The sequence below is a fragment of the Eubacterium barkeri genome (assembly GCF_900107125.1).
Taxonomy (GTDB): domain Bacteria; phylum Bacillota; class Clostridia; order Eubacteriales; family Eubacteriaceae; genus Eubacterium_O; species Eubacterium_O barkeri.
Genome location: NZ_FNOU01000004.1, coordinates 49809 through 73646, shown reverse-complemented (window position 1 = coordinate 73646; position 23838 = coordinate 49809). Strand labels below are relative to the sequence as shown.

18 protein-coding genes are annotated in these 23838 nt (G+C 49.0%); 4 read left to right on the top strand and 14 right to left on the bottom strand.

What is annotated here, in order from left to right; all coding sequences use genetic code 11:
* Positions 1–4: 4 nt before the first annotated feature.
* The 7 genes from pfkB to BLU30_RS03765 all read right to left on the bottom strand — a co-directional run bounded on the left by pfkB (position 5) and on the right by BLU30_RS03765 (position 7297).
* Positions 5–907, bottom strand: coding sequence for a 1-phosphofructokinase (gene pfkB, locus BLU30_RS03795; protein WP_090243639.1), 903 nt, complete (start codon positions 905–907; stop codon positions 5–7).
* A gap of 1 nt (position 908) precedes the next feature.
* On the bottom strand, positions 909–1658 hold the full coding sequence (locus tag BLU30_RS03790) for a DeoR/GlpR family DNA-binding transcription regulator (protein ID WP_090243636.1): 750 nt from the start codon (positions 1656–1658) through the stop codon (positions 909–911).
* Between the two features lie 184 nt (positions 1659–1842).
* Complete coding sequence (locus BLU30_RS03785; protein WP_090243634.1) at positions 1843–3078, bottom strand: peptidase U32 family protein; 1236 nt, start codon at positions 3076–3078, stop codon at positions 1843–1845.
* 9 nt (positions 3079–3087) lie between these two features.
* Positions 3088–4338, bottom strand: coding sequence for an endolytic transglycosylase MltG (mltG, locus tag BLU30_RS03780; protein ID WP_090243632.1), 1251 nt, complete (start codon positions 4336–4338; stop codon positions 3088–3090).
* Between the two features lie 12 nt (positions 4339–4350).
* Positions 4351–4710: a YlbF/YmcA family competence regulator gene (locus BLU30_RS03775; RefSeq protein ID WP_090243630.1), complete on the bottom strand. Its 360-nt coding sequence runs from the start codon at positions 4708–4710 to the stop codon at positions 4351–4353.
* Positions 4711–4835: 125 nt separating this feature from the next.
* Positions 4836–6203, bottom strand: a complete 1368-nt coding sequence (locus tag BLU30_RS03770) for a peptidoglycan DD-metalloendopeptidase family protein (protein WP_143024202.1) — start codon at positions 6201–6203, stop codon at positions 4836–4838.
* 110 nt (positions 6204–6313) lie between these two features.
* The gene (locus tag BLU30_RS03765; protein ID WP_090243626.1) at positions 6314–7297 is read right to left on the bottom strand and encodes a sugar-binding transcriptional regulator; all 984 of its coding nucleotides are present in this window, start codon (positions 7295–7297) and stop codon (positions 6314–6316) included.
* A 248-nt stretch (positions 7298–7545) separates the two neighbouring features.
* Between BLU30_RS03765 and BLU30_RS03760 the strand changes: the two genes are divergently transcribed.
* The 4 genes from BLU30_RS03760 (at position 7546) to lsrF (ending at position 10510) form a co-directional block, all read left to right on the top strand.
* Positions 7546–8169, top strand: coding sequence for a DAK2 domain-containing protein (locus BLU30_RS03760; protein ID WP_176770818.1), 624 nt, complete (start codon positions 7546–7548; stop codon positions 8167–8169).
* 18 nt (positions 8170–8187) lie between these two features.
* Positions 8188–8514 carry a hypothetical protein gene (locus tag BLU30_RS03755; protein WP_143024201.1) on the top strand — a complete coding sequence of 109 codons (327 nt, stop codon included), beginning with the start codon at positions 8188–8190 and terminating at the stop codon, positions 8512–8514.
* 44 nt (positions 8515–8558) lie between these two features.
* Entirely contained in the window at positions 8559–9560 is a 1002-nt protein-coding gene (locus BLU30_RS03750; RefSeq protein ID WP_090243620.1) for a dihydroxyacetone kinase subunit DhaK, read from the top strand.
* A 62-nt stretch (positions 9561–9622) separates the two neighbouring features.
* Positions 9623–10510, top strand: a complete 888-nt coding sequence (gene lsrF, locus BLU30_RS03745; RefSeq protein ID WP_090243618.1) for a 3-hydroxy-5-phosphonooxypentane-2,4-dione thiolase — start codon at positions 9623–9625, stop codon at positions 10508–10510.
* Between the two features lie 71 nt (positions 10511–10581).
* On the opposite strand, the gene BLU30_RS03740 is transcribed toward lsrF, so the two are convergent.
* The 7 genes from BLU30_RS03740 to BLU30_RS03710 all read right to left on the bottom strand — a co-directional run bounded on the left by BLU30_RS03740 (position 10582) and on the right by BLU30_RS03710 (position 23836).
* The gene (locus BLU30_RS03740; RefSeq protein WP_090243616.1) at positions 10582–10992 is read right to left on the bottom strand and encodes a Fur family transcriptional regulator; all 411 of its coding nucleotides are present in this window, start codon (positions 10990–10992) and stop codon (positions 10582–10584) included.
* A 99-nt stretch (positions 10993–11091) separates the two neighbouring features.
* The gene (locus tag BLU30_RS03735) at positions 11092–13476 is read right to left on the bottom strand and encodes an endonuclease MutS2 (RefSeq protein ID WP_090243614.1); all 2385 of its coding nucleotides are present in this window, start codon (positions 13474–13476) and stop codon (positions 11092–11094) included.
* A 6-nt stretch (positions 13477–13482) separates the two neighbouring features.
* Complete coding sequence (locus BLU30_RS03730) at positions 13483–15843, bottom strand: U32 family peptidase (RefSeq protein WP_090243612.1); 2361 nt, start codon at positions 15841–15843, stop codon at positions 13483–13485.
* Position 15844: 1 nt separating this feature from the next.
* Positions 15845–17422, bottom strand: coding sequence for a D-alanyl-D-alanine carboxypeptidase family protein (locus BLU30_RS03725; RefSeq protein ID WP_090243609.1), 1578 nt, complete (start codon positions 17420–17422; stop codon positions 15845–15847).
* Positions 17419–20337, bottom strand: coding sequence for an insulinase family protein (locus BLU30_RS03720; protein ID WP_090243607.1), 2919 nt, complete (start codon positions 20335–20337; stop codon positions 17419–17421). The genes BLU30_RS03725 and BLU30_RS03720 overlap by 4 nt, the downstream gene beginning before the upstream one ends.
* Positions 20338–20354: 17 nt before the next feature.
* On the bottom strand, positions 20355–21692 hold the full coding sequence (locus BLU30_RS03715) for a replication-associated recombination protein A (protein ID WP_090243605.1): 1338 nt from the start codon (positions 21690–21692) through the stop codon (positions 20355–20357).
* A 146-nt stretch (positions 21693–21838) separates the two neighbouring features.
* On the bottom strand, positions 21839–23836 hold the full coding sequence (locus BLU30_RS03710; RefSeq protein WP_090243603.1) for a sodium-translocating pyrophosphatase: 1998 nt from the start codon (positions 23834–23836) through the stop codon (positions 21839–21841).
* Positions 23837–23838 lie beyond the last annotated feature (2 nt).

The following is a 23838-nucleotide window of genomic DNA, read 5'->3' as shown; positions in this document are numbered from 1 at the left end:
AAGATTAAATTGAATTGAATAATGCCATGACGTCTGCCTTCGTGGCCAGTTCATCTGAAAATGCACTGGCACTGCCTGTGGCCAGGCCCATTTTAAATGCGGTTTCCATATTGCCCGTTTGTAAATAACCGGTAAGGAAACCAGCAACCATAGAATCTCCTGCACCCACTGAATTCTTTAACACGCCTTTAGGTGCCGGGCTTTGATAAACCCCACCATCCTCAGAGAGGAGAATGGCGCCATCACCTGCCATGGACACCAGTACGTGGCGTGCCCCCATTTCCTGGAGCTTTTTGCCATAGGTGATCATATCATCCTCACTTTTTAAGACAACGCCAAACATCTCCCCAAGCTCATGATTGTTGGGTTTGATGAGGAAGGGGTGATAGGGTAAAACGTTCAAAAGCAAATCCTTTGTCGCATCTACCACAATCTGAACACCCCGTCCTTCAAGACGAGCCATAATTTTTTCATACACATCTGCGGGCATACTGGCCGGAATACTTCCAGCCAACACCAGAAAATCCCCGGCATTCAGTTCATGAAGCTTTCCATAGAGCTGTTCAACATCTGTCTGACGAATAGCTGGTCCCATCCCGTTAATCTCTGTTTCCTCATCGGAACGCAGCTTAACATTAATTCGGGACATTCCCTCGGCTATGGTTATAAAGTCAGAGCGGCAGCCATAATCCATCAGTCTTTCAGCAATTTCTTTCCCAGTGAATCCAGCAATAAATCCCAGTGCTGTACTTTCAATGCCAAGATTATTCAGTACAATGGACACATTAATGCCCTTTCCCCCTGGGAAAAGAAGCTCCGACGTCGTCCGGTTTATGATGCCTGGTTTAAAGCCGTCCACCGAGGCAATATAATCCAGGGATGGATTAAAGGTTACGGTATAAATCAATTTATTTCACCTCAACTATTTCCGTTACCTGCTTATACCGAAGATCCGGTAAAGCGTTAGTAATAATCCGGGCCCCTTCCAATGGTCCAAAGGTCACCGGTGTAATTTGATTAAATTTGGATGTATCCGCCAACACATACGCACATCGGCATCGACCAAAGGCCTCCTGTTTAATCCGGGCTTCGCCGACATCCGGTGTGGTATATCCAGCCCGAATATCGATGCCGTTGGTTCCGAAAAAGCCAATGGTAAAATGATATTTTCCAATGGCCTCTAGAGCTTCTGCCCCAACGATCGCTTCTGTTTCCGGGCGCAGCCGCCCTCCGGGCACATAAACCGAGCACCCCTTCCTAAGAAGCTTTTCCGCATGGACAAGGCCATTGGTCACATAAACCGCCTGGGTCTCCGTGATTGCTTCCACCAGGGCTTCTGTAGTCGTCCCAGCATCAATATACACAAAATCCTCGGGCTTTATAATATCCGCTGCCCTTCTGCCAATCGCGTGTTTTTCCTCACCAAACTGGCTTTGTTTAAAATGCACATCCTTCTCAGACGCTGAATAGGCACTGCTTTCCAGGGCCGTCGCACCACCATGAACCTTTTTAAGCAGTCCCTTCTCGCCCAGGGTGGTCAAATCCCTGCGAATGGTGGATTCCGACGTTTCTAAAATATCCGTTAATTCCCCGACTGTAATGGCACCCCGTTCATTTAAAACCTCAAGTATAATTCCTTGTCTCTCCTCTGTCAGCATCCATTACTCCTTTCTTGTTCCCAGAATATCACCATTTCCATTCAAAGTCAATCATTTTTAATCATTTATAGTCATATTCAGTCGTTTTTAAGCTTTGATATGACTGTTATTGATTATATTGTAGCAAGAGAACATTAAAATAACCACTGTATTCATGATAAATACAGTGGTTATTTTGCAATTGCTATTTTTCTTTGCGTATTAAATCCATGGGTGCCACAGGACGATCCATTTTCATTTGGTAAATCATCTTGGGATGGGGCGTGGACTCCAAAGCATTTCCCTCCCCGTCCATAATGAGCGCCACCCTCTGAGTGTAATAAAGGGCATCACCAATGGGCGAAATCAATTCAATAGTATCTCCCACCGTCATCTTATTTCTCTGTTCGATGGTGGCCATACCCGTATCATCCTCGTAATCCAGCACCACCCCGATAAAATCGTAATGTCTTGTGTAACTGCTTGTTCCGTAATTTTGATCCTCACCAGAGGTCTTTCCATAATAGAAAGCCGTGGTGTAATTCCGGTGGCTGACCTTGGTCAATTCCTCGATCCAGGTATTGGGTACCACAAAATCCGGATTCGCCCAACAGGCATCGATGATTCGGCGATAAATGGAAATAACGGTGGCCACGTAATAAGGACTTTTCATCCGTCCTTCAATTTTAAAACTCGCCACACCCATGGCCATCAGTTGGGGTATTTCCCGGGCCAGGCATAAATCCTTTGAATTAAAAAGGAAGGCACCGCCCTCTCCATCCTCCAGGGTAAAAGCTTCTCCCGGGCGGGTGGCTTCCACCAGCTGATAATTCCATCGGCAGGGCTGGGCACAATCCCCTTGGTTCGAGTTCCGCCCCGTGAGATAATGGCTTAAAAGGCAACGCCCAGAGTATGAAATACACATGGCTCCGTGGACAAAGGTTTCAATCTCCATGCCCTCAGGGGCCTGGGCCACAATATTCTGAATTTCTTCTCCGGAGAGCTCCCGGGCCAACACAATGCGGCTTGCCCCCAGCATATGCCAAAATGACACCGTCTCTGAATTCGTATTATTGGCTTGGGTACTCACCGTAATCTTCAAATTCGGGGCATGGTGCCGAACAATATTAAAGACCCCAGGGTCTGCGACCAAGACCGCATCCACGCCAATAGATTCTAAAAAGCGAACATATTCCGGCAATGCCACCAGATCCGCATCGTGGGGAATCATATTCAGGGTAACGTAAAGGCGCTTTCCCCGGGCATGGACAAAGGCTACTGCTTTTTCCAGCTCTTCGGATGTAAAATTATCCGCCCTGGCCCGCAGGCCAAACTTCTTTCCAGCACAATAGACGGCATCCGCACCATAATGTAAGGCATAGCGCAGCTTTTCAAAATTACCCGCTGGTGCCAGCAATTCTGGTTTCGTTTTTGTAATCATCTGGATTGTCTAGTCTCCCATATATTTCTGGACATCAGCATTGTGCCCTTCCAAGGTCTCGTTAAAATACAGCTTCCCACTGTCCATATCTGCAACAAAGAAAAGATAGGTCGTCGTCGCCGGATAAAGGGCTGCTTCCAAAGAGGTTTTACTGGGTGAGCATATTGGGCCCACGGGTAACCCCAGATTTTTATAGGTGTTATAGGGGGAATCCACCTGGGTTTGTGCTTCTGTCAGCACAGCGTTTTTCGTTCCCAGAGCATAGTCTACTGTAATATCCGATTGAAGGGGCATTCCCGCTGCAATCCGATTGTAGAATACGCTGGCACAATTAGCCTTATCCTCTGCCAACTTCGTTTCCAGCTCAACAATGGACCCCATAATGACAATTTCATCCACCGTCTTTCCCATTTCCTGGGTTCGCTGCTCCATGGAGGCATTATAAACATCCACAAAACGATCCAACATATTGGTGACGATAACCGATGGCTCCGTTCCTGTTCCCCAATTATAGGTATCTGCAAAGAGATAACCTTCCAAAGTTCGATCCTTCCCATCGGGAATACTGCCTAATATGGGATACTTCGCCTTATACTCGGTAACCTTCTTCGTTTCTGCAATAAAATCTGCCGCCGTACAGACATGGTTTTTTTCCAGAATTTCAGCCATTTCCTTAATATTCCGTCCCTCTGGCAGAGTGATGGCCACAGCACCAGTATAAGCCTCACCATTAAGCATCTTGTTAAAAATCTGGGGGACCGACATGGCCTGGTTAAATTCGTAGTTGGCCGCCTGAATTTGCTTGGACCCACGGCTGTGCCGGCCGGCATAGCTTTCAAAAACAAGGGTATTCCGGATGAGGTTCTTATCCTGTAAGATCCGGGCAATTTCATCGATAGTTGAACCATCGGGGATATCGACCACCACATTCTCAGTGTTGGTCCCCACTGGCTGTAAATTCATATTGTAAAACACCATCCAGCCCCCAATGAGAAGGGCGGCAAAAAGAACCAGAGCAATCAGCCCGATAATCATCCGCTTTACTGGTGAGTTCCCTGGTTTTCCAGTCTGGACCGAGCGACGATTTCCCCCGCCTGCTCCAGCTTGGGGCTTTCTAGGTGCAGCGGCCGGTGATCCTGTCCTTACCTGTACTTTAGGCTTTGTCCCGGTAGTACTCTTTGCCCGGGTTCCTAGCTCACGTTTTCGATTTGCACTGGGTATGGATGATTTCTTCGTATTCTTTTTTTTCTCATTCTCCATTAGCGTTATCCTCTAAGCACCGGCATTTCCAAAGAAATCCATATCGATTCCGGCGGCATCGTTAACGATTTTAAGGACGTCCTGATAAATGGTGATAAAGGCCATTTGTGCCTGAATATATTGGGCCACATCGGGATTCCCCATAACCGCCGTTGCCTGAATGTTAAAATCCGCAATTTCTTCCTGGGATAATTCCTGTCCCATCATCTGTCTGGTCTGTACCATCATCTGCTTTGCAAAAAAATCCTTGGCCATCCGTTCGCTGTCCGGACTAGCTTTCAAACGGTCTTGTGCTTCCCGGAAACGTTGTCCCTCGGGTGATTCTTTGATGGCTTGTGCCAGGTTATGTGCTTCATCATAAATATTTTTCATTGTTTTCCAATCCTCTACTTTTCAGTGATTCTTTTTCATTGTAACATAAGTGTCACAATTTTGTTAGCCTTTTTACGAAAAAGAACGCCTTGGGCCAAGGCCACTTTAGCGTTCTTTCCTTCTTTTTATACAATATCCCCCAGGCCTAAATCAAAATAATCCGTAATACATTGCTGGGTTCCCCCAATTCGGATTTCAAAATGACAATGGGGCCCGGATGAATTTCCGGTGCTGCCCATAAGGGCTATAACCTGACCTTTACTCACGCGATCACCTGCGCTGCATTTAAACTCGGAGTTATGGGCCATGAGGAAAACGGTCCCGTCATCCGCCTCAACCTGGACGGTTAAACCGTAACTGCCGTATTCCTGGGCCATGGTCACTGTTCCATCCTTTGGTGCGTAAATCGGGGTTCCCTGGGCGGCGGCAATATCAATGGCCTTGTAGCCGGCATGACTGCCGCTTTTATCCGTTGAGGTAACATCTCCCGACGCGGGGAGAATGAAATCTCCCTTTTTTGCCCCCATAGTGGGATAGGTATTATTTCCAACAGCAATAATCTGGGCAACGGGTTCCTTGGTCACGGTCTCAGACAATTGGGTCTGAGTCGTGACAACGCCGTCGACATACTGGGATTCCACCACATGCTCCCGAACCCCAGCCTGACCAGGCTGACGGATTTGGATCTGCCCGACATAAAGACTGGAATCTTCCTGCCGTACAACATCGTAGGGAATGGCCTCTTTAATCACCGACTGCTTTGTGACATCCATCTTCAGTACAGGCGTTTCTTCTGCTTCAGACTGTACTGATTCAGCTTCGACCACCTTATCCAGTGCTGTCACCGCGCCACGATTGACCTGTTGACCAACTCCTGCAGAAGCCACGGTCTGAACAGTGGTGGCTTCTGACGCTGACGGTCCAGCTGCCAAAAGCGTCCCCCATTCCTTTGTGGGTCTGACTTCCGTCACATCGAAGGTTTTATCCTGATAAGTAATGTTTGAGTGTATCTGATAATTGACGACTCGGTCATTTTCACCCACTACAGCACTCGTCTTAACCGCTGCCTCCAGGGCTTCCTGGGCCTGTTTTTCTGAAACAAAATTACCCGCTGCTTTTCCATCAATGGACATGGCAACACCAGAAACACTCACATCATGATCCTTTGCAACGAGTTCCCTGGTAAAATCCGACTCACTGCTTTCCACCTTGTCAAACACTGGAACATGCTGGATTTGAAATTCGTCGGAAACCTTGGCGGTATCAACACCATATGCCGCCTTCATAATATCATCAATTCGGGTCAAGCTGTCTGTAAATGCCTGGGTGTCCTTAGTATAGCCAATGATTCGACCATCCATGCTAATCTGATAACCCATTCCAAAAGTAGAAAACAGTCCAATGAACAGGACTAAAACAGCACCCACAATGAGTACCCATTCTCTTTTCTCCAACAACCCACAGACCTTCTGGTCTGTGACACTCTTTCTCACTTTAATACGGATCCACCGCCTTCCTTCGTTTTCGTCTTTCCCTATTTGTTTCGAACTTGTAACAATTATAACTTATTATTTACAAAAAATCAATATCCTAAAGAAAAGCCTTAAAGGATTGCCCCACCCTCATCAAATTTTCCCAATTTTTCAGTTTCATACAAATACTTCACCACTTCACCTGCAATACCTTCATCGATGACTAAATGCTTAACCACATGGGTATTCAGACATCCAATGACAGCGGAGGCACTGCCTCCAGCGGGCGCAACGCCAATGAAATTCCGGATGCGTCCCAGTTGTTTTAATGGCATTTGAATCGCACAATCATCTTCTCCCCGTATGGCATTGCCATGGATATCAAAAAAGAAGGATAGCATATTGCCCACCGCCCGTTCAGACACCAGCCGCCGTCCAAAACGGGAGGCAGTGGCGTGGTCCGGTACACAGGGATATCCTCCTAGGGTGACCATACAGGTATCCATGCGTTTCCATAGGGTATAAATATTAGCATAGTTTTCTGTATTAATGAATAATCGGTATTCTTGCCTGGTGGTTGGGAAGGCGGGTGAGATTAAGAATTCTGCCGGAATACCCAGCTTTTGTGATGCATCGGTACACAGCTCATTGGGGTGATAACCTTTATGGGGAATGGTTGCTGTCCCAATCATGGGGCACAATGTTGCGGATGGCTTATCCTTTATCCCCCGCTGACAAAGCGCTCCGACAACCTGTCCCATATTATAGCCCCAGCCCAACCCCAAAACCCGGGTTCGGGGTAAAACACTCAAAAGGGTATCCACCACCTGATTGGAGATATTCTGCTCCGTTTCCTTCTTCGTCCTTCCAACGGAAACCACCTGGCAGCTTTTTAAATCAAAATAATTCCTAAGGACCTGGGCCTTTCCAAAGGTGGTGCTTTCAAAGGGTTTTACCGTAATAGTGACCAATCCCTCTTTTCTGGCCCGGGCTAAAAGATTACTCACCGATGGCCTGGAAATCTCCATTTCCTTGGCAATTTCAGCTTGGGTCATATTCTGTTCATAATAAAGCTGGGATGCTTTAATTAATCGGATTAACTCTTTTTCTTTCACTTAGGGTCCTCCATGTTATATCCACTATTTCTGACAAAAGTCAGAATCAAAAATCATTATAGCATTTAATTAACATATGTCAATTTAAATTATAAGGATTATCCCATCATTATTCTGACATATGCTATATAATATACTAAATATAGGCATTTTTACGTTTAATTTTATTCCATTGGCTTTTATGATTTGACCAATGTTATTTTCGCTGATATACTGATGGCAAGAAAATGACCTATGGAGGTATACATATGTCTGTCGATCCCATTAAAATTAAGAACATGCTGCTCACCTCAGCACAGACCATCCTGGATCACATCCCAGAGCTCACCCGGTTAGACTGTGACCTGGGCGACGGAGACCATGGCACCACCATGGAAAAAATCGCTAAAACCATCCAGTCCCAGGTCAATTCCTGGGATGAAAAAACAGATGTGAAGGAAGGCCTGGAGTCCCTCAATGATGTCCTGGAGGATGTCAGCGGTGGCTCTGCAGCACCCCTTGTCGGGTCCTATTTCTGTGGTATGGCCGAAGCAGCTGATAACACAGAGGATACGGATTCCTTTATCAAAAGGATCCTCCTGGGTGGCTACGATGAATTCTACGATATGTCCGGTGCAGAGGTTGGTGGAAAGACCATGATGGATGCCATCTACCCTGCCATCCAGATTATTCGCTCCAGTGATACACTTTCAGCCCAGGTGCTGGAATCCGCCGCTGCCGCCGCCAAAGCCGGTTCTGATGCCACTGCTGATATGCTGGCTAAATTCGGCCGGGGCCGCTATATTGGGGAACGGGCCCTGGGGCATATCGATCCTGGATCTGTGACATTCGCTCTGTTTTTTGAAGGATTAGCCAAAGGCTATCAAATATAAGGTGTTTAAGGAGGTACGATGATGTACGAAATCATGCATGTTGGAGTCCCTGTAAAGGAAACGGTGCTCCCCGAGGATTATGCCGAGGGCTTAAAGGTTTATATCTCTGGTCCGGATAATAATCCTTTAAAGTTCGAGTATTTACGTTTTGAAGAGGGCACGCCCCTTCACCCCGATGTGGTGAATAAAACCCATGTGGCTTATAAGGTTCCCAATATCGACAAATTTGTTGAAGACGAAGGGGCCACTGTTTTAAATGGCCGTATGGCCGTGGATGATACCCTGGATATCGCCTTTGTCGATGTCAATGGTACCTGTCTGGAATTAATGGAATTTAAAAACTAATCGAATCGTATTTAAATCGTATTGCAAACTGGGAGGGAAATATTATGGTTATGAAAAAATTCTTGAATCAACCTGAAAACATTACTGCTGAATTACTGGAAGGCTTGGCTCTGTCCAATCCCGATTTAGTGGAAGTTATGGGGAACAATTTAGTCGTCAGCAAAAAGCTGGCCGATGCTGACCGTGTCACCATCGTCACCCTTGGTGGCTCCGGACACGAACCCGCCATCGAAGGTTTTGTCGGTGAAGGGATGGTCGATATCTCCGTCGTTGGCGATGTCTTTGCTGCTCCAGGCTACAAGGCCTGTATTGAAGCCATCAAAATGGCCGATAAGGGCCACGGTGTCCTCTTCGTCGTCCTGAACCACGCCGGGGATATGCTCACCGGTAAAAAAACCATGAAGGAAGTGGAAAAGCTTGGCCTCAACGTGGCCAAGGTGGTGACTCAGGAGGATATCTCCAACGCACCCCGCTCCAATTCCGATGATCGCCGGGGCTTAGTGGGTTGCATCGCTGTTTATAAGATTGCCGCTGCCGCTGCTGCCCAGGGCAAATCCCTGGACGAGGTTGCTGCCATTGCCCAGAAATTTGCCGATAATATGGCGACCATCGCCGTGGCAGCCAAAGGAGCGACCCACCCGGCCAATGGTGAAGTCATTTCTTCCTTAGGGGATGATGAAATGGAAGTCGGCATGGGACAGCATGGTGAAGGCGGCGGTGGCCGTCAGACCATGAAAACCGCCGATGAAACCGCTGTGATCATGGCCGATGCCCTCATTTCTGATCTCGACTTAAAAGCCGGAGAAGATGTTTTAGTCTTTATCAATGGTTCTGGTGCCACCACCCTTATGGAGCAGCTCATCGTGTTCCGTAAAACCTATAAACATCTGGCGGACAAGGGAATCAACGTTGTAGCCAGCTGGGTCGGTGAAATCCTCACCGTCCAGGAAACCGCAGGCTTCCAAATGTTTATGGCCCGCTGCGACGAGCAGGAATTAAAATACTGGAACGCTCCCTGCAACACCCCCTATAAGGTTGTCCAGTAGCACGCGAATTTTAAAAAACAAGGGCGGCCAACACCGCCCTTTATTCATGGAGGAAAACACATATGGCAGATAATATTGGTAATAAAAAAGCTAAAGATTTTGGATTTGACCGCCCCCAGGCGAACACGTCCTTCCACGTTAAAGGTATGGAAAATGTCGACTGGGGTATGAAATCCCGATTATCCCAGATCTTCGATCCCCAAAGTGGGAATACCATCATGCTGGCCTTTGACCACGGCTATATCATGGGACCCACCCAGGGCCTGGAGCGTTTGGACTTAGCCATTCCGCCACTCATGGCTGATGCAGATGTCCTCATGGGGACCCGGGGTGCTCTGCGGACCTGTATCCCACCGGATTGTAAAAAAGCCACCGCCCTGCGCTGCTCTGCCGGCAGCTCTGTTGTTTCTGTGGGGGATGACATGAGCCACGAGGTCATCGGCGTGGACATTGAAGACGCCATCCGAATGAATGCCACCTGTATGGCCATCCAGACCTTCATTGGAGATACCGGTGAGTGTCAGAGTATTCATAACATCGTCAGAACCATCGACGCGGGCAACCGCTATGGCATCCCCACCCTGGGGGTTGTGGCTGTTGGCAAGCAGATGGAACGAAACAAGAAATATTTTTCCCTGGCTACCCGGATGCTGGCAGAGTTTGGCTGTCAAATCGTCAAGGTATACTATTGTGAGGATTTTGAAGAAGTGGCTGCCGCCTGTCCCGTTCCCCTGGTCATTGCCGGCGGAAAGAAGATTCCAGAGTCCGACGCCCTGGAAATGGCATATCAGGCCATTAAACGCGGTGCCCACGGGGTGGATATGGGTCGAAATGTTTTCCAGGCCGATCATCCCCAGGCCATGATTAAAGCCATCCGCCAGGTCGTCCATCACGGTGCCACCGGTGCCCAGGGCTACGAATGCTACCTGGATTTACAAAAATCCCTCTAACACCACGAAAAAAAGAAGCTTTCTCCCAGAGGATACTCTGTGGCGAAAGCTTCTTTTGCTTTTACACTATCTCAAGCATAAAGCGAAATGTCAATATGTTTAGCAGAAAATTCCGCTGGAACTTTTCCTTTAAGGTGGCCCTTGATGATCCCTTCTAATTCGTCATCAAAAAAGTCCATGATGACATTGTGCTCCCGGTCCACTAAATGGACATGGAAGTCTGTTTTTGCATCGTAGCGCATCACCTCGCTGGCATCGTGAACCCGAATAACCAGCCCCTTATCCTCAAAACACTCCAGGGTGTTGTACACCGTTCCAATAGACAGTTCAAACCCAGCCTCCTTGGACATCGTCATCAACATTTCTGCGGATGGATGGGTCGGTGTTTCCATCAAAATACGGAGCAGATGGATGCGCTGAGGGGTAGCCCGTAAACCAGCATCCCGAATGCGTTTTTTAACTTGCTCCTCACTTACCTTCATGTGGATCTCCTTCCCGTGCTTTTAGACCATAGTTTCTTATAAAGATTATAATTTAAACCTTACAAAATGTCAAGGGAGGACGCGCCTCTAAAGGACCATTTAAAGCGTAACAATGGTGACGCCGTCTCCCCCTTCATGGGGTGCCCCCATCCGAAAATCCTCCACATAGGGATTATCCTTTAAGTAGGCCTGAATGACCTGACGCAGCTTCCCTGTCCCCTTACCGTGGAGAATGACCAGCTGATGGGTCCCGGATACCAGGGCATCGGAAATCATTTTTTCCACCAGAAACAAGGATTCTTCCCCGTTACGTCCCCGTAAATCCAGACGGGTTTCCATGGCGTGGCGATCTGCTGAAGTAATGGGTTTTTGCCGTCTCACCGTCTTTGGAGCTTCCTTCTTTATGGCTACGGCATCGTCCATGTTAATCTTCATCTTCAGCATGCCCACCTGGACAAAATACTTCTTCTCTTTTTTAAGGACCTCCAGGACCTCACCGTCTTGGTGAAGGCTGTAGATATGAACCGGGGTTCCCTTGTCAATCTGGGTGGACACGGCCCGGGCGGGCTTTTTCTTCTTCTCACTCTTGATCTTTTTCTTATAGGTGGCATAGAGCCCCTTTTCCTGGTCAGAAATGTCCTTGCGCAGGGCCTCCAGCTTCTTATTGTCCCCCAGGCCGGCTTCCATGTTTTCCTGGATATACCGAATCTCCTTGTAAATTTCATCGGTTTTTTCCTTGGTTTCTGCGACAATCCGGGCGGATTCCTCCCGGGCCTGGGTTAAGAGTGCCTCACTCTGGCGCCGGGCGGATTCCTGTGCTCTCTGGGCCTTTTCCCTCAAGGCTTCAGCTTCCTCCCGGAGCAGTCGCATCTCCCGGGCTTCTGCCTCTACCCGATGGCGATTTTCTTCTAATTTTTCCAGGGTTTCTTCAAACTGAATGGAGCCGACCGCCATGGTACTCCGGGCGGCATCAATGATATTATCCTCAAGGCCCAGGCGACTGGCAATTTGAAAGGCATTGGATTTCCCCGGAACGCCAATGAGCAGGCGATAGGTTGGCCCCAGGGTAGCCACATCAAACTCCACCGAGGCATTGGTAATCCCCGGTGTGACCAGGGCGTATTCCTTCAGCTCGCTGTAGTGGGTCGTGGCTGCTGTCAGCCCCCCTCGCTGATGCAGGGTATCTAAAATGGCAATGGCCAGGGCCGCCCCCTCGGTGGGGTCTGTCCCTGCCCCCAATTCATCAAAAAGTACCAGAGACTTAGCATCAGCGGTTTTCATAATACTGACGATATTCGTCATATGGGAGGAGAAGGTGGACAGGCTTTGCTCAATGCTCTGCTCGTCCCCGATGTCCGCATAAACCTCCTGGAAGAGACGCAGGCTGCTGCCCTCCCGCACCGGGATAAATAAGCCGGACTGCACCATAAGACTTAAGAGCCCCATGGTTTTCAAGGTAACGGTCTTTCCCCCTGTGTTCGGGCCTGTGATAATCATGGTATGGATCGCCTCGTCCAACACGATATCCGAGGCCACGGCCTTTTTAGGATCCAGCAGGGGGTGTCGGGCCCGGAGCAGGCGATATTCTCCGTCCTCTGCTACCGAGACCCGTTCTCCGCCAATGGCCAGGGCATACTTCGCCTTGGCATAAATAAAATCCAATTCTGTGAGCACAGCGTGGTCCTCGGTGAGGACGGCCTGCATCATGGCCACCTTTTGGGAAAGGAGTTTTAAAATCCGGACCATTTCCTTTTCCTCTTCAATGGCCAGCTCCTTTAAATCATTGTTGAGTTCCACCACCGATAGAGGCTCGATAAACAGGGTCGCCCCACTGGTCGATTTATCCAGTACTACCCCAGGGATCATATTCCGGTATTCCTGTTTCACCGGAACCACATAACGGTTATTACGAATGGTGACCAGCCGTTCCTGGAGGTATTTTTCATTGGCGGTCGAAGAAATAATCCCATTGAGTTTTTCCGTAATTCGGCCGTTTTTAATAAGGATTTCCCGGCGAATCCGGGACAGCTCCTGGGAGGCATTATCCGCCATTTCATCCTCGGTCAGGATTTTTCGGCTAATTTCTGATTCTAACATTTCACAGGGGTCCAGGGCTTCAAATAAAGCCTTCAACCCCACCAACACGTCCATCTGTGTATCGGTATAATAGTAGTTATCCATATCCCGGGCCACACGCAGGAGGGAGGCAATGCGTAAGAGCTCTCCCATGGACAGCATGGCTCCAATGGCTGCACGGTGGACATAATCGTCCGTGTCTGCCAGCTCCGCCAGTGGAGGCCGACCGTTTCGAAGCACCATGCCAACGGCTTCTTCGGTCAAATCCAGGCTCTGCTGTACCTCCCCGATACAGGTCATGGGCACCAGGGCCTTTGCCATCATTTTTCCGCCCTGGGTAATGCAATTTTCCTGTAAGGCGGTGATGATCTTAGGATATTCCAGAACCTTCAAGCTTCTTTCATTCATTCTATATTATTCGACTCCTCTTTTAAAGTTCCCCTTTGTATAACGCCCGGTGTAATAGTCCCCAGGATCGGGAGCATCTTCTCCAAAGCCACTGCGGTAGGAGGCCACCACATATGATAATTCGGCAATGCCTTCATCCAGCACCTCAATCCGCCAAGTGGTCAGATGGGGGGCGTTCATCAGTTCTTTTTTTAAAAACAATTTATCCCCATTGTAAATATGGGTTATACCAAGGGCATCCCGGCGCAGGGGAAAGCGCATTCCACGGCTATCCTCTAAGTAAAAGAAGCGCCCCTCGGTACATTCGTTGCAATGCTTATTCCCACAATCCAGCAAACAATTGGCACTGACCATCATTTCCTGATGCCCATAAACCGTCAGGGTACACTCTAACCGGGTTCCCCGGGCAATGGTCTCAACCGCCCGCCCATCCAGCTCTGGGGAGATGACACCGGAGCGGCATCCCCATCGGTACAATGCTTCAGCCCCCATCCGATTAAAGATATGGAGGCTGCTGTCCGCTTCCAGGGAAAAGTCCGTATCCCTTAACAAATGGAGTGCCTCATAATTACGCACGAGTACCCCCACTAAGGGTAATCCCTTCAGAAGGTCCATCTGGGATTTGATTTTATCCGTCACGCCATCATGCATCACCTTGGGCAGTGCCAGGCGCGCCGCCTTTCCACAGGCGTCTACCCGGCAGATGGCCTCTGCCATGTCCTCTGGCCTTTCAAAGGCTTCGTATGGCAGGACGATTTCATCTACCTCCAAATTTAAAACCGCCTCCAGCTGGCTAAGCTGACTAAGTGCCAGAGAAAGGCGCGGCTTTCGCTTCACCGATTTACTTTCCGGGAGAATCTTCCCTATTTCCAAAACAGGGGCTTCGTTATGGAGTGCTTCCACTGGTTTTTTGGCATCGATCTCCTCTATAATGCTTCGGCGCAGGGCATTTAAGCTGCTTTTGGGTAAAAACAAATCCGGTGCCATTTGGAGGGTCAGCTCCGTGAGAAAATAGTCGGTATCCCCCAGCTTTGAAAGTTGTTCGGTTATAATATCTTCATCCAATGGACGATTTTGGGCTAGACCAGGGAGGATATCAATCTCCAGGTGATGGGCTTCTCCCTGGGCCAGGACCTCCACCTGGATGGGCTTTTGATAAGCAAGGGTCAAGGATAAGCGGAGTGGTTTTTTTTCTTCGGACAGCTTGGCCAGAGCCTTTTCCCGAAGGCCCGCCATCAACCGGGCATCCAGGGTCCGGAAGACGGGCATACCATCCACCACACCCCGGGGAATGGGTAGTCTGGCGGTGCCCCCACCGGTTTCCATCCGGGTGATTTTCTGACCGATGTGCCCCTCCTCGCCAAAGGCTAAGCCATCACCAAGATGAAGGGTTGCCCCGGGCAACAGGGTAATAATGGCCGTTCGTCCCCGAACTTTTTTGACCACCCCCACTGGAGTCCCTCGATTTTTCCCCATTTCAGGGTTTAGGTTCTCCGGACTTTCCATGATCCATCCCGTGGTAAAACCGCGGTTAAAGACCTGGGCAAGGGTCTGTCCATCAATGGTATCCCCACAACCAGAGGCCGCATCCCGATAAGCACGGGAAGCCGCATAAATGTACTCAGGGCTTTTCATGCGCCCTTCAATCTTAAGGGAATCCACCCCGGCTTCTGCCAGCTCCAAAAGATGTGCCCGGGTATTCAGGTCCCTCATACTCATCAGATAGCCCTGCTTAACCCGTTGGTTCCCATCGTCCCACAGGGTATAGGGCTTTCGACAGGGCTGGGCACATAATCCCCGGTTGCCACTGCGCCCCCCCACCAGGCTGCTAAAGAGACATTGTCCCGAATACGCATAACACAGCGCTCCGTGACAGAATACCTTTAGCTCAACCGCCACCTTCTGGCGAATGCGGCGGATCTCCGGAAGGGTTATTTCCCGGGGAAGGACCACCCGCTTAAAGCCAATCTCCTGGAAGAACAGGGCCCCTTCTGTGCCATAGACAGAACCCTGAGTACTGGTTTGAAGGGGCAATTCCGGGTAATACTCCCTGAGGATAAGCATTAATCCCGGATCCTGAACGATAATACCGTCTGGCGAAAGGGCCCTGAGAAAGGCCAGGTACTCAAGGACCCTGGGCCACTCACTGTCCTTAATGAGAATATTAAGGGTGATATACACCTTTAGTCCATGTCGATGGCATAAATCAACCATCTCACCCATTTCCTGTTCATCAAAATTATCTGCCCGCTGTCGGGCGTTGAAATGTTTCCCTCCGAAATAAACGGCATCTGCACCGCCATTAATGGCGGCGATGACACCCTGAACATCCCCGGCAGGCGCCAGAATTTCCATATGATGCTCCATCTTATTGCCTCCGAATACGCTTTAATCGATAGCGGGTCTTCCCCCCCAAACGGGCCCTCATCGGCATGGATGGCTGATCCTCAGATTCTGCTGCTTCCATGTCCAAAAAGGATTTTGGCAATGGCGTCTGCCCTTCATCCTCTGTGCGTGGTTCCTCAAAAGCTCCCATCTCAGCTTCCTTTATTCCTTCGAAGTGGTATCCTGCCTCTGCACGCCGCAGATTGTACACAGCCTGGTTCCGCTTCCTGCGACGGTAACGGACCAACACAACAACCAGAAGGACTACCAGCAAAAGAACGCCGCCCATAATTAGATAATCCACCCATCCAAGGGGTGACATTGCCTGGTCTGCGTAAAGGGGAATCCCCTTGATATAGGTACTGCCCGAATACACATCCAGAGTTCCAATTTGCTGACCCTCTGTAATGGGGGCTAAAATCCGGACATGGTTACCCTTTTCCGCCAGCAAACGGTCGTCCCACTTTACCTGGACCGAATAGCTATCCTTTTCGGTGGTCAGTACTGTGGATGCTGCATCGCCCTTTGTGGATGCACTGATGCTAAAACCATCTAAAACACTGGCAAAGCTCACCATGGTTTTCACATAAGGACTCTGCCCGTCACTCCAGAGGATATGGGAATAATCCTTCAATGCGGTGTCCAGTGCTCCATCGGCCTGGGCGTAAATGTCCCTTTGGTCACTGGCTTTAAAGATCACGCCCACCAAGTGCATTTCCCCATTTTGTCCTGAAAAGACTAAGCAACGGCCAGCAGCTTCATCGTATCCTGTTTTCCCCCCCTTTGCATTGGGATTGTAGTAAGGATTCTCTGTTCCGGTCAAGTTCATGGCTTCTACCTGGCTGCGACTGATTTCTGAAACGGTTGGGTGGATCAGGATATTGCTATTCTCCCATTCATGGGCCTGTCCATTGCTGCTGACACAGGTGTAGGAGGGGGTGCTGGCCACTGCATTGATGGTCGACACCCCAAAGGCCGCCTTTGCAATTTGTGCCATTTCCCTGGGTGTCGTATAGTGATTGGCATCCACCAATCCGTGGGGATTGGCAAAATGCGTTTTTGTCAATCCTAAATCCTCTGCCTTTTTATTCATTAATCCAATGAAAACATCCAAGGCCGCATTCGTCCCCAGAGCTGGGTCATTTTGGGCCAAACGCCCAATATTGACGGCCATGGTCATTGCAGCGTCATTCCCCGATGGTAAAAGCAGTCCGTATAGAAGCTGCTCCCAGGTGTAGGTATCTCCCGGGGCCAAATCCGCAACGCTGCTATCAGCATCGATTTGGGTAATTTCTTCCCCCACCGTGACCCTTTCATTCAGTCGGTCCTTAATATAATCCATGGCCACTAAAGCGGTCATCAACTTAGTGGTGCTGGCCGGATTGTACCTGGAATCTTCATTTTGCTTGGCAAAGGCATCCCCGGTATCGGGGTCTAAAAGATAAACCCCTTCACCAGAGCCGAAGCTGGGCATTGCAGCCAGAACACTACCCGTCGATATAAAAAGAATTAAAAAAAGCAGGAGGGTGGCCAACGCCACCCGATTTTGTCGTTTAATCATTTAATATATTTTACCTCATTGAAATACTGGGCATTGGCCTCGACCATTTCTTCTCCACCAATAACACAGAGGATTTCTTTATCCATGGCTGATTTGACCATTTGGCTAAAATGACGTAAATCCTCCATTGTCGTCGCCAAAATTTCATCCCGTTCCTGCTGGAGGTCTTCCTGATCCGTTTGGTTGAAGTACATGGTATCACAGGCATCCGCCCATAGTGCTGCCGATAAAGGCGTATCCCGCCCACTGATGGTGCCAATAATATATTTTTCCATTTCCCGGTTAGAGATATCCAGGGATTGAATGTACTCCCAGGCACCGTTATAGGCATCGAAGGTTTTTCCAATATTAGGATCTCTATAGGAGGCAAAGTAAAGCTCTCCTGATTTATTCACCCCAAAGGATGCCCCATAGGCCCCACCTTGAACCCGTACCTTATTCCATAGATAATCCATGGACAAAACAGACTTCAGCACCAGCATGCTGCCACTATAATCGTAGCCCAGATTTCGAATATTAAATCCCTTGGAAACATATTGGACCTTGGCCGCAGTTTTAAAACCCTCATTCTGGATGGCCACTGGAAAGTGATAATCGTACAGTGTTGCCGGGGCATCCCGAAGGGCTCCTAAGTAGTTTCCCACCGCCTTTAACGCCTGGTTTTTATGTTTTTCTTCACAGGTTAGACTGATCGTAACCTGGGTCCGATTAAAGATCTGCTCCATGATAGTGGACAACTTGGCTGACAGCCCCTGGGCCTCTGCCTTAAAGTGATCATCCAGTTCTGCCAGAAAATGATAGAACTCGATCCCGCCGATTTCCTCGAAGAGACGGGCGGACTGGGAGTAATAGGATTGAAGGCGCTGGGTACTGATGACATGCCCTGCGGTCAGGAAGCGCTGCTCCTTGGCCATCCGGATTTCTCCAATAATATCAGACATCAGCTTATAATCGTCAAAGCGGGTTTTCAGGCTGATATTTTCCATTAAGGCTAACAGCTTCGGTACATTGGCGGCGGTTGCCTTTCCTTTGATGGTAAATTTTGCCGCGTACTCACCCAAGCCCTTAGTGCTGTCAAAGGTCTCAATGTTGGTGGCAATCCCCCCGGTGTAAATCTCAATTTCCTGATTAAGGGCATCTTCTGTATAATCCGCTGTTCCAAGATGACTCAGAAATTTATTGAGCACAGAGAGGTATTTTAAATCCTCCTGGGGAATACTGTGGATATCGAAAATCAGCTTAATATAGACAATTCCATTGGTTTCTCCCGGATGCCAAAGCAGGGGTACCCCTTCGTAAGTTTCCTCCTCCAGGACAATCTTCCGGGCCTCTGACTTGATTTCATCAATGCCCAGCTTGGGAATGGTGGCAAGGGCTTCTGGAGAATCCTCGGCATTCTGATGTTCTAAAAGATCCTGGGATGCTTTCACTAAATGCCCAAGCTCCTCTTCATTGAGGCTTGCCTTGAGTTCTGCCAACGCCTTAGCCATCGCCTGCTCATTGCGCTCAGAAAGCTCAGGATCCGGGGTAATGGCCACCAATGCCTGATGCTCATTCATCAGCAAATACCGGCTGATCATACCTTCAAATCCCCGGTTCAAGCTGCTCTGACGCAGACGCTCCACCACCTCGGTATATTTAAGATGAGACAAGGGATCACAGCCATATGGCCAGGTTTCCATCATTTCCAGGCCATACATCAGACCCCTGGGATAGGTTCCGAATTCCCCTTCCTTCAAGGTGAATTCAGCGCTGTTAATCCCAGCCTCCACATCCCTGGGATTGAGTCCCTCCTTTACCAGAGCTTCCAGGGTTTCCCTCACCGTTTTTACAAAAAGATCCCCCTGGGATTTATTTGTGTTTTTTAATACAATGGCAAAATAAGGCTGCTTCATGGAGCTGGCAAAGGAATAGTCCACTTCTTTACAAATATCCAGCTGAAGTAATGCCTTTTTAAGGGGTGCACCATTATGTCCCAGGAGAATATGTCCGAGGATGTCCATGGCTAAGAGATCATCAAAAGCGGTGGCTGCATCCATAACGAATCCAAGGGCCAGATAGTCCTTATCTGCCCCCTCTTCTTCTGCGGCAATGGGGTAAAGGGCCTCTGTCCGAACCATATCTTTAAAGGGCGGCTGGATCGGAATGTGATTATCCACCACCTGCTTTTTATATTTGGAAAGGTATTCCTCATCCAGATATTTCAGATGTTTCTCCATATCCCCATCTCCATACAGATAGATGTAGGCATTGGAGGGATGATAGAAGGTCTGATGAAAGGCCTTAAAATCCTCATAGCTTAACTGTGGGATACAATCCGGATGTCCCCCGGACTCCCCACTGTAAATGGTATCGGGATAAAGAGCCTTAAACAGCTCATAGTGGAGAATTTCCTCGGGGCTGGAATAAACACCCTTCATCTCATTATAGACCACCCCATTGTAGGTAATGGGATCCTCTGGGTTTTCAAGATGATAATGCCAGCCCTCCTGCATAAAGGTCCGGGGGCTATCGTAAATGGCAGGATTAAAGACCGCATCCAAATACACATCCATGAGGTTCATAAAATCCTTCTCGTTGGTGCTTGCAATGGGATAAACGGTTTTATCCGGGTAGGTCATGGCATTGAGGAAGGTGTTCAGGGAGCCCTTGGCCAGCTCCACAAAGGGTTCCTTCACCGGGTACTTCTTTGAGCCGCACAAAACAGAATGCTCCATAATATGTGCCACCCCAGTGCTATCTCCTGATGGGGTTTTAAACCCGATTTGGAACACCTTATTATCATCGCCATTGGAAATATAAATCAGTACCGCTCCGGTTTGCACATGGGTAAAAACCCGGGCGGTACCACCCACTTCCCTTATCTCTTCTTCACGGTCCAAACGGAATCCGTGGATTATTTCATTCTTTTTCAACGTATCCTCCAAATGTATTAATTTTCGTGATGCGAATCATCAAGGCTTTCTAAATAAGCACGAATCCGGGCTTCATCTCCCAAATCCGTGGGATTATAAAATTGGGTACCCAACAAATCGGTGGGCAGGTATTGCTGGGGAGTATAGTGCCCCGGGTAATCATGGGGATATTTATAGCTAATCCCCCGACCCAGTTTTTCGCTTCCGGAGTAATGACTGTCCCGGAGATGCATGGGCACCTCACCATCCGATTGATGGCGGGCAGCCTGGGCGGCGGCATCCAAGCCGGCGTAGCTGGCATTGCTCTTTGGCGAAGCCGCTATATAGGTGGTCGCCTGGGCCAAATTGATTCTTGCCTCGGGCAGGCCGATCATTTCTACAGCCCGGGCTGCTGCCGTCGCCACCAGAAGGGCCATGGGATTGGCATTTCCCACATCCTCCGATGCGGAAATCACCAGACGCCGGGCAATAAACTTTGGGTCTTCCCCGGCTCCCAGCATTTTCGCCAACCAAAATAGTGCGGCGTCAGGGTCTGAACCCCGAAGGCTTTTAATAAAAGCTGAAATGGTATCGTAATGATTATCGCCCTTCTTATCGTACTGTATTGCCCGGACCTGGATACACTCCTGGGCTGTCTCCAAATCAATGTAGATGGTCCCGGATTCATCCTTGTCCGCAGTGAGAACCCCAAGTTCAAGGGCCCCCAGGGCCTTGCGCACATCGCCCCCAGAGGCATTGGTCAGATGCAGCAGCGCATCCTCCTCAACGGACACTTTCATGCGCCCGTAGCCGTATTCCACGTCGGTGATGGCCCGGCGAAGAAGGGAAATGATATCCTCCGCCGACAGCTTTTTAAACTCGAACACCGTAGACCGGGACAGCAGGGGTGAATTGATTTCAAAATAGGGATTCTCTGTGGTCGCACCGATTAGGGTAACTAATCCCTGCTCCACACTGGGCAGCAGCGCGTCCTGCTGGGCCTTGTTAAAGCGATGGATTTCATCGATAAACAAAATGGTCTTTCGGCCATAAATCCCCAGGTTATCCTTTGCCTTATCCAACACCTCAATGATTTCTTTCTTTCCTGAGGTGACGGCGTTTAGTTCAAAGAAGGCTGCCTTAGTATGCTTGGCGATGATCTGCGCCAGGGTAGTTTTTCCTGTCCCCGGAGGGCCGTAGAACACCACGGATGATAGCTTATCAGCCATAATCAGTCGGTAGAGCAGTTTTCCCTTTCCGATGATTTGCTGCTGACCAACAAAATCATCCAGGGTCCGGGGGCGCATCCGTACCGCCAGGGGAGCGTTATCCTCAACGGTATTTTCAAAATTCATATCAAAAAAGGTTTTTTGCATTATTAATCCCATTCTTATCCAAAGAATGCTTGCTCCTTATGAGTTTACTTTTAAGATTATTATTATACCATATGCCCTTTATATTATAATGCGTTTAAGCCAAAAAATGAAAAAAGCTGTAACCCGAAGGCTACAGCTTGATATTCTTAAGAGAATAAATTGATGAACAGCGGTGCGAACACCAGAGAAACGATGGTCATCAGCTTGATTAAAATGTTGATGGACGGTCCAGAGGTATCCTTGAAGGGGTCACCAACGGTATCCCCAACAACAGCCGCTTTATGAGCATCAGAGCCTTTACCGCCATGAACACCGGATTCGATGTATTTTTTAGCGTTATCCCAGGCACCACCAGAGTTAGCCATCATAACGGCTAAAACGACACCCGTAACCAAAGACCCAGCCAATAAACCACCTAAAGCTTCAGGTCCTAAGAGAATCCCAACGGCTAAAGGTGCAACGATCGCCATAACTCCAGGCATGATCATCTTTTTCAGGGCAGCACCAGTGGAAATATCCACGCAGCTCTTGTAATCAGGCTTTGCGGTTCCTTCCATAATCCCAGGAATGGCCTTAAACTGGCGACGAACTTCTTCAATCATATCGTTGGCAGCATCGCCCACAGCTTCCATGGTCATTGCGGAGAACAGGAAGGGCAGCATCCCACCGATGAGTAAGCCAATGATAACCATTGGATCCAAAAGACTGATGTTGCTCAGGCTCACAGCCTGTGCATAGGAGGCAAAGAGTGCCAATGCCGTCAAAGCGGCAGACCCGATGGCAAAACCTTTACCAATGGCAGCAGTGGTATTCCCCACGGCATCCAACTGGTCGGTAATCTCCCGAACGTTTTCTGGCAGTTCCGACATTTCAGCAATCCCACCAGCATTATCAGCGATGGGGCCATAAGCATCGACTGCGATGGTCATCCCACAGGTGGAGAGCATCCCAACGGCTGCCATAGCAATCCCAAAGAGACCACCATCAGCCATGAACATGTTTCCTGCCCAATAGGCCAGGAAAATTGCTAAAGCAATACACAGTACCGGGAAGGCAGTGGAACGCATCCCAACCGCTAAACCAGAGATAATCGTCGTTGCAGAACCCGTTTCAGATTGCTGGGCAATATGCTGAACTGGCTTGTATTTTTCAGAGGTGTAATATTCAGTCAGCTGACCGATGGCTAAACCAACCACTAAACCAGCCACGATGGTTACAAATGGATAAATACTGCCTAACATATAGGTTGAAAGGAAGTAAGCAGCGATAATCAGGATAATCCCAGACACATAAGTCCCCATGTTGAGGGCTTTCTGAGGATTCCCACCTTCTTTGCCGCGAACGAAGAAGGTCCCAATAATGGAAGCAACAATCCCGATGGCAGCAATGAACATTGGGAAGAGCACCCCATCGGTGCCACCCAGGAGTACAACGCCCAGGGTCATGGCAGAGATGATCGAGCCCACGTAGGATTCAAAGAGGTCAGCGCCCATCCCCGCGACATCCCCAACGTTATCCCCAACGTTATCGGCGATAACAGCAGGGTTACGGGGGTCATCTTCCGGAATACCAGCTTCAACCTTACCGACAAGGTCAGCCCCAACATCAGCTGCTTTGGTGTAGATCCCACCACCCACACGACCAAAAAGCGCGATGGAGGAAGCCCCTAAACCGAAACCAGTAATAATAGCAGTACTCTGGAAAATCATATACACGATGCTCAGGCCGAAAAGACCAAGGCCGACAACACACATCCCCATAACAGCACCACCGGAAAAAGCGGTCGCCAGGGCTTTGTTCATGCCATCCTTCTGAGCCGCATTGGCCGTTCTGACATTAGCCCGGGTTGCAACCTGCATTCCAAAGAAACCAGCCAAAACAGAGAAAATCGCACCGACTAAAAAGGCGACAGCAGTCTGCCAGCCTAAGCCTGGTGTGACACATAAGACGACAAATAAAACAGCAACGAATACAACTAGCATCTTATATTCGCGGGTCAGGAAGGCCATTGCTCCTTCGTGGATGAAGGAAGCAATTTCTTTCATGCGTTCGGTACCAACTTCAACTTTGTTGACCCGATTGGCATAAAAAAGCGCTACCAATAAAGCTACAACTCCCACAACAGGAGCTATCCATAAATTCATCT

Coding starts and splice junctions, on each gene's coding strand:
- BLU30_RS03790 (WP_090243636.1), bottom strand. CDS start 1,658: ATGCTGACAGAGGAGAGACAAGGAATTATACTTGAGGTTTTAAATGAA.
- BLU30_RS03785 (WP_090243634.1), bottom strand. CDS start 3,078: ATGATTACAAAAACGAAACCAGAATTGCTGGCACCAGCGGGTAATTTT.
- mltG (WP_090243632.1), bottom strand. CDS start 4,338: ATGGAGAATGAGAAAAAAAAGAATACGAAGAAATCATCCATACCCAGT.
- BLU30_RS03775 (WP_090243630.1), bottom strand. CDS start 4,710: ATGAAAAATATTTATGATGAAGCACATAACCTGGCACAAGCCATCAAA.
- BLU30_RS03760 (WP_176770818.1), top strand. CDS start 7,546: ATGTCTGTCGATCCCATTAAAATTAAGAACATGCTGCTCACCTCAGCA.
- BLU30_RS03755 (WP_143024201.1), top strand. CDS start 8,188: ATGATGTACGAAATCATGCATGTTGGAGTCCCTGTAAAGGAAACGGTG.
- BLU30_RS03750 (WP_090243620.1), top strand. CDS start 8,559: ATGGTTATGAAAAAATTCTTGAATCAACCTGAAAACATTACTGCTGAA.
- lsrF (WP_090243618.1), top strand. CDS start 9,623: ATGGCAGATAATATTGGTAATAAAAAAGCTAAAGATTTTGGATTTGAC.
- BLU30_RS03740 (WP_090243616.1), bottom strand. CDS start 10,992: ATGAAGGTAAGTGAGGAGCAAGTTAAAAAACGCATTCGGGATGCTGGT.
- BLU30_RS03735 (WP_090243614.1), bottom strand. CDS start 13,476: ATGAATGAAAGAAGCTTGAAGGTTCTGGAATATCCTAAGATCATCACC.
- BLU30_RS03730 (WP_090243612.1), bottom strand. CDS start 15,843: ATGGAGCATCATATGGAAATTCTGGCGCCTGCCGGGGATGTTCAGGGT.
- BLU30_RS03725 (WP_090243609.1), bottom strand. CDS start 17,422: ATGATTAAACGACAAAATCGGGTGGCGTTGGCCACCCTCCTGCTTTTT.
- BLU30_RS03715 (WP_090243605.1), bottom strand. CDS start 21,692: ATGCAAAAAACCTTTTTTGATATGAATTTTGAAAATACCGTTGAGGAT.
- BLU30_RS03710 (WP_090243603.1), bottom strand. CDS start 23,836: ATGAATTTATGGATAGCTCCTGTTGTGGGAGTTGTAGCTTTATTGGTA.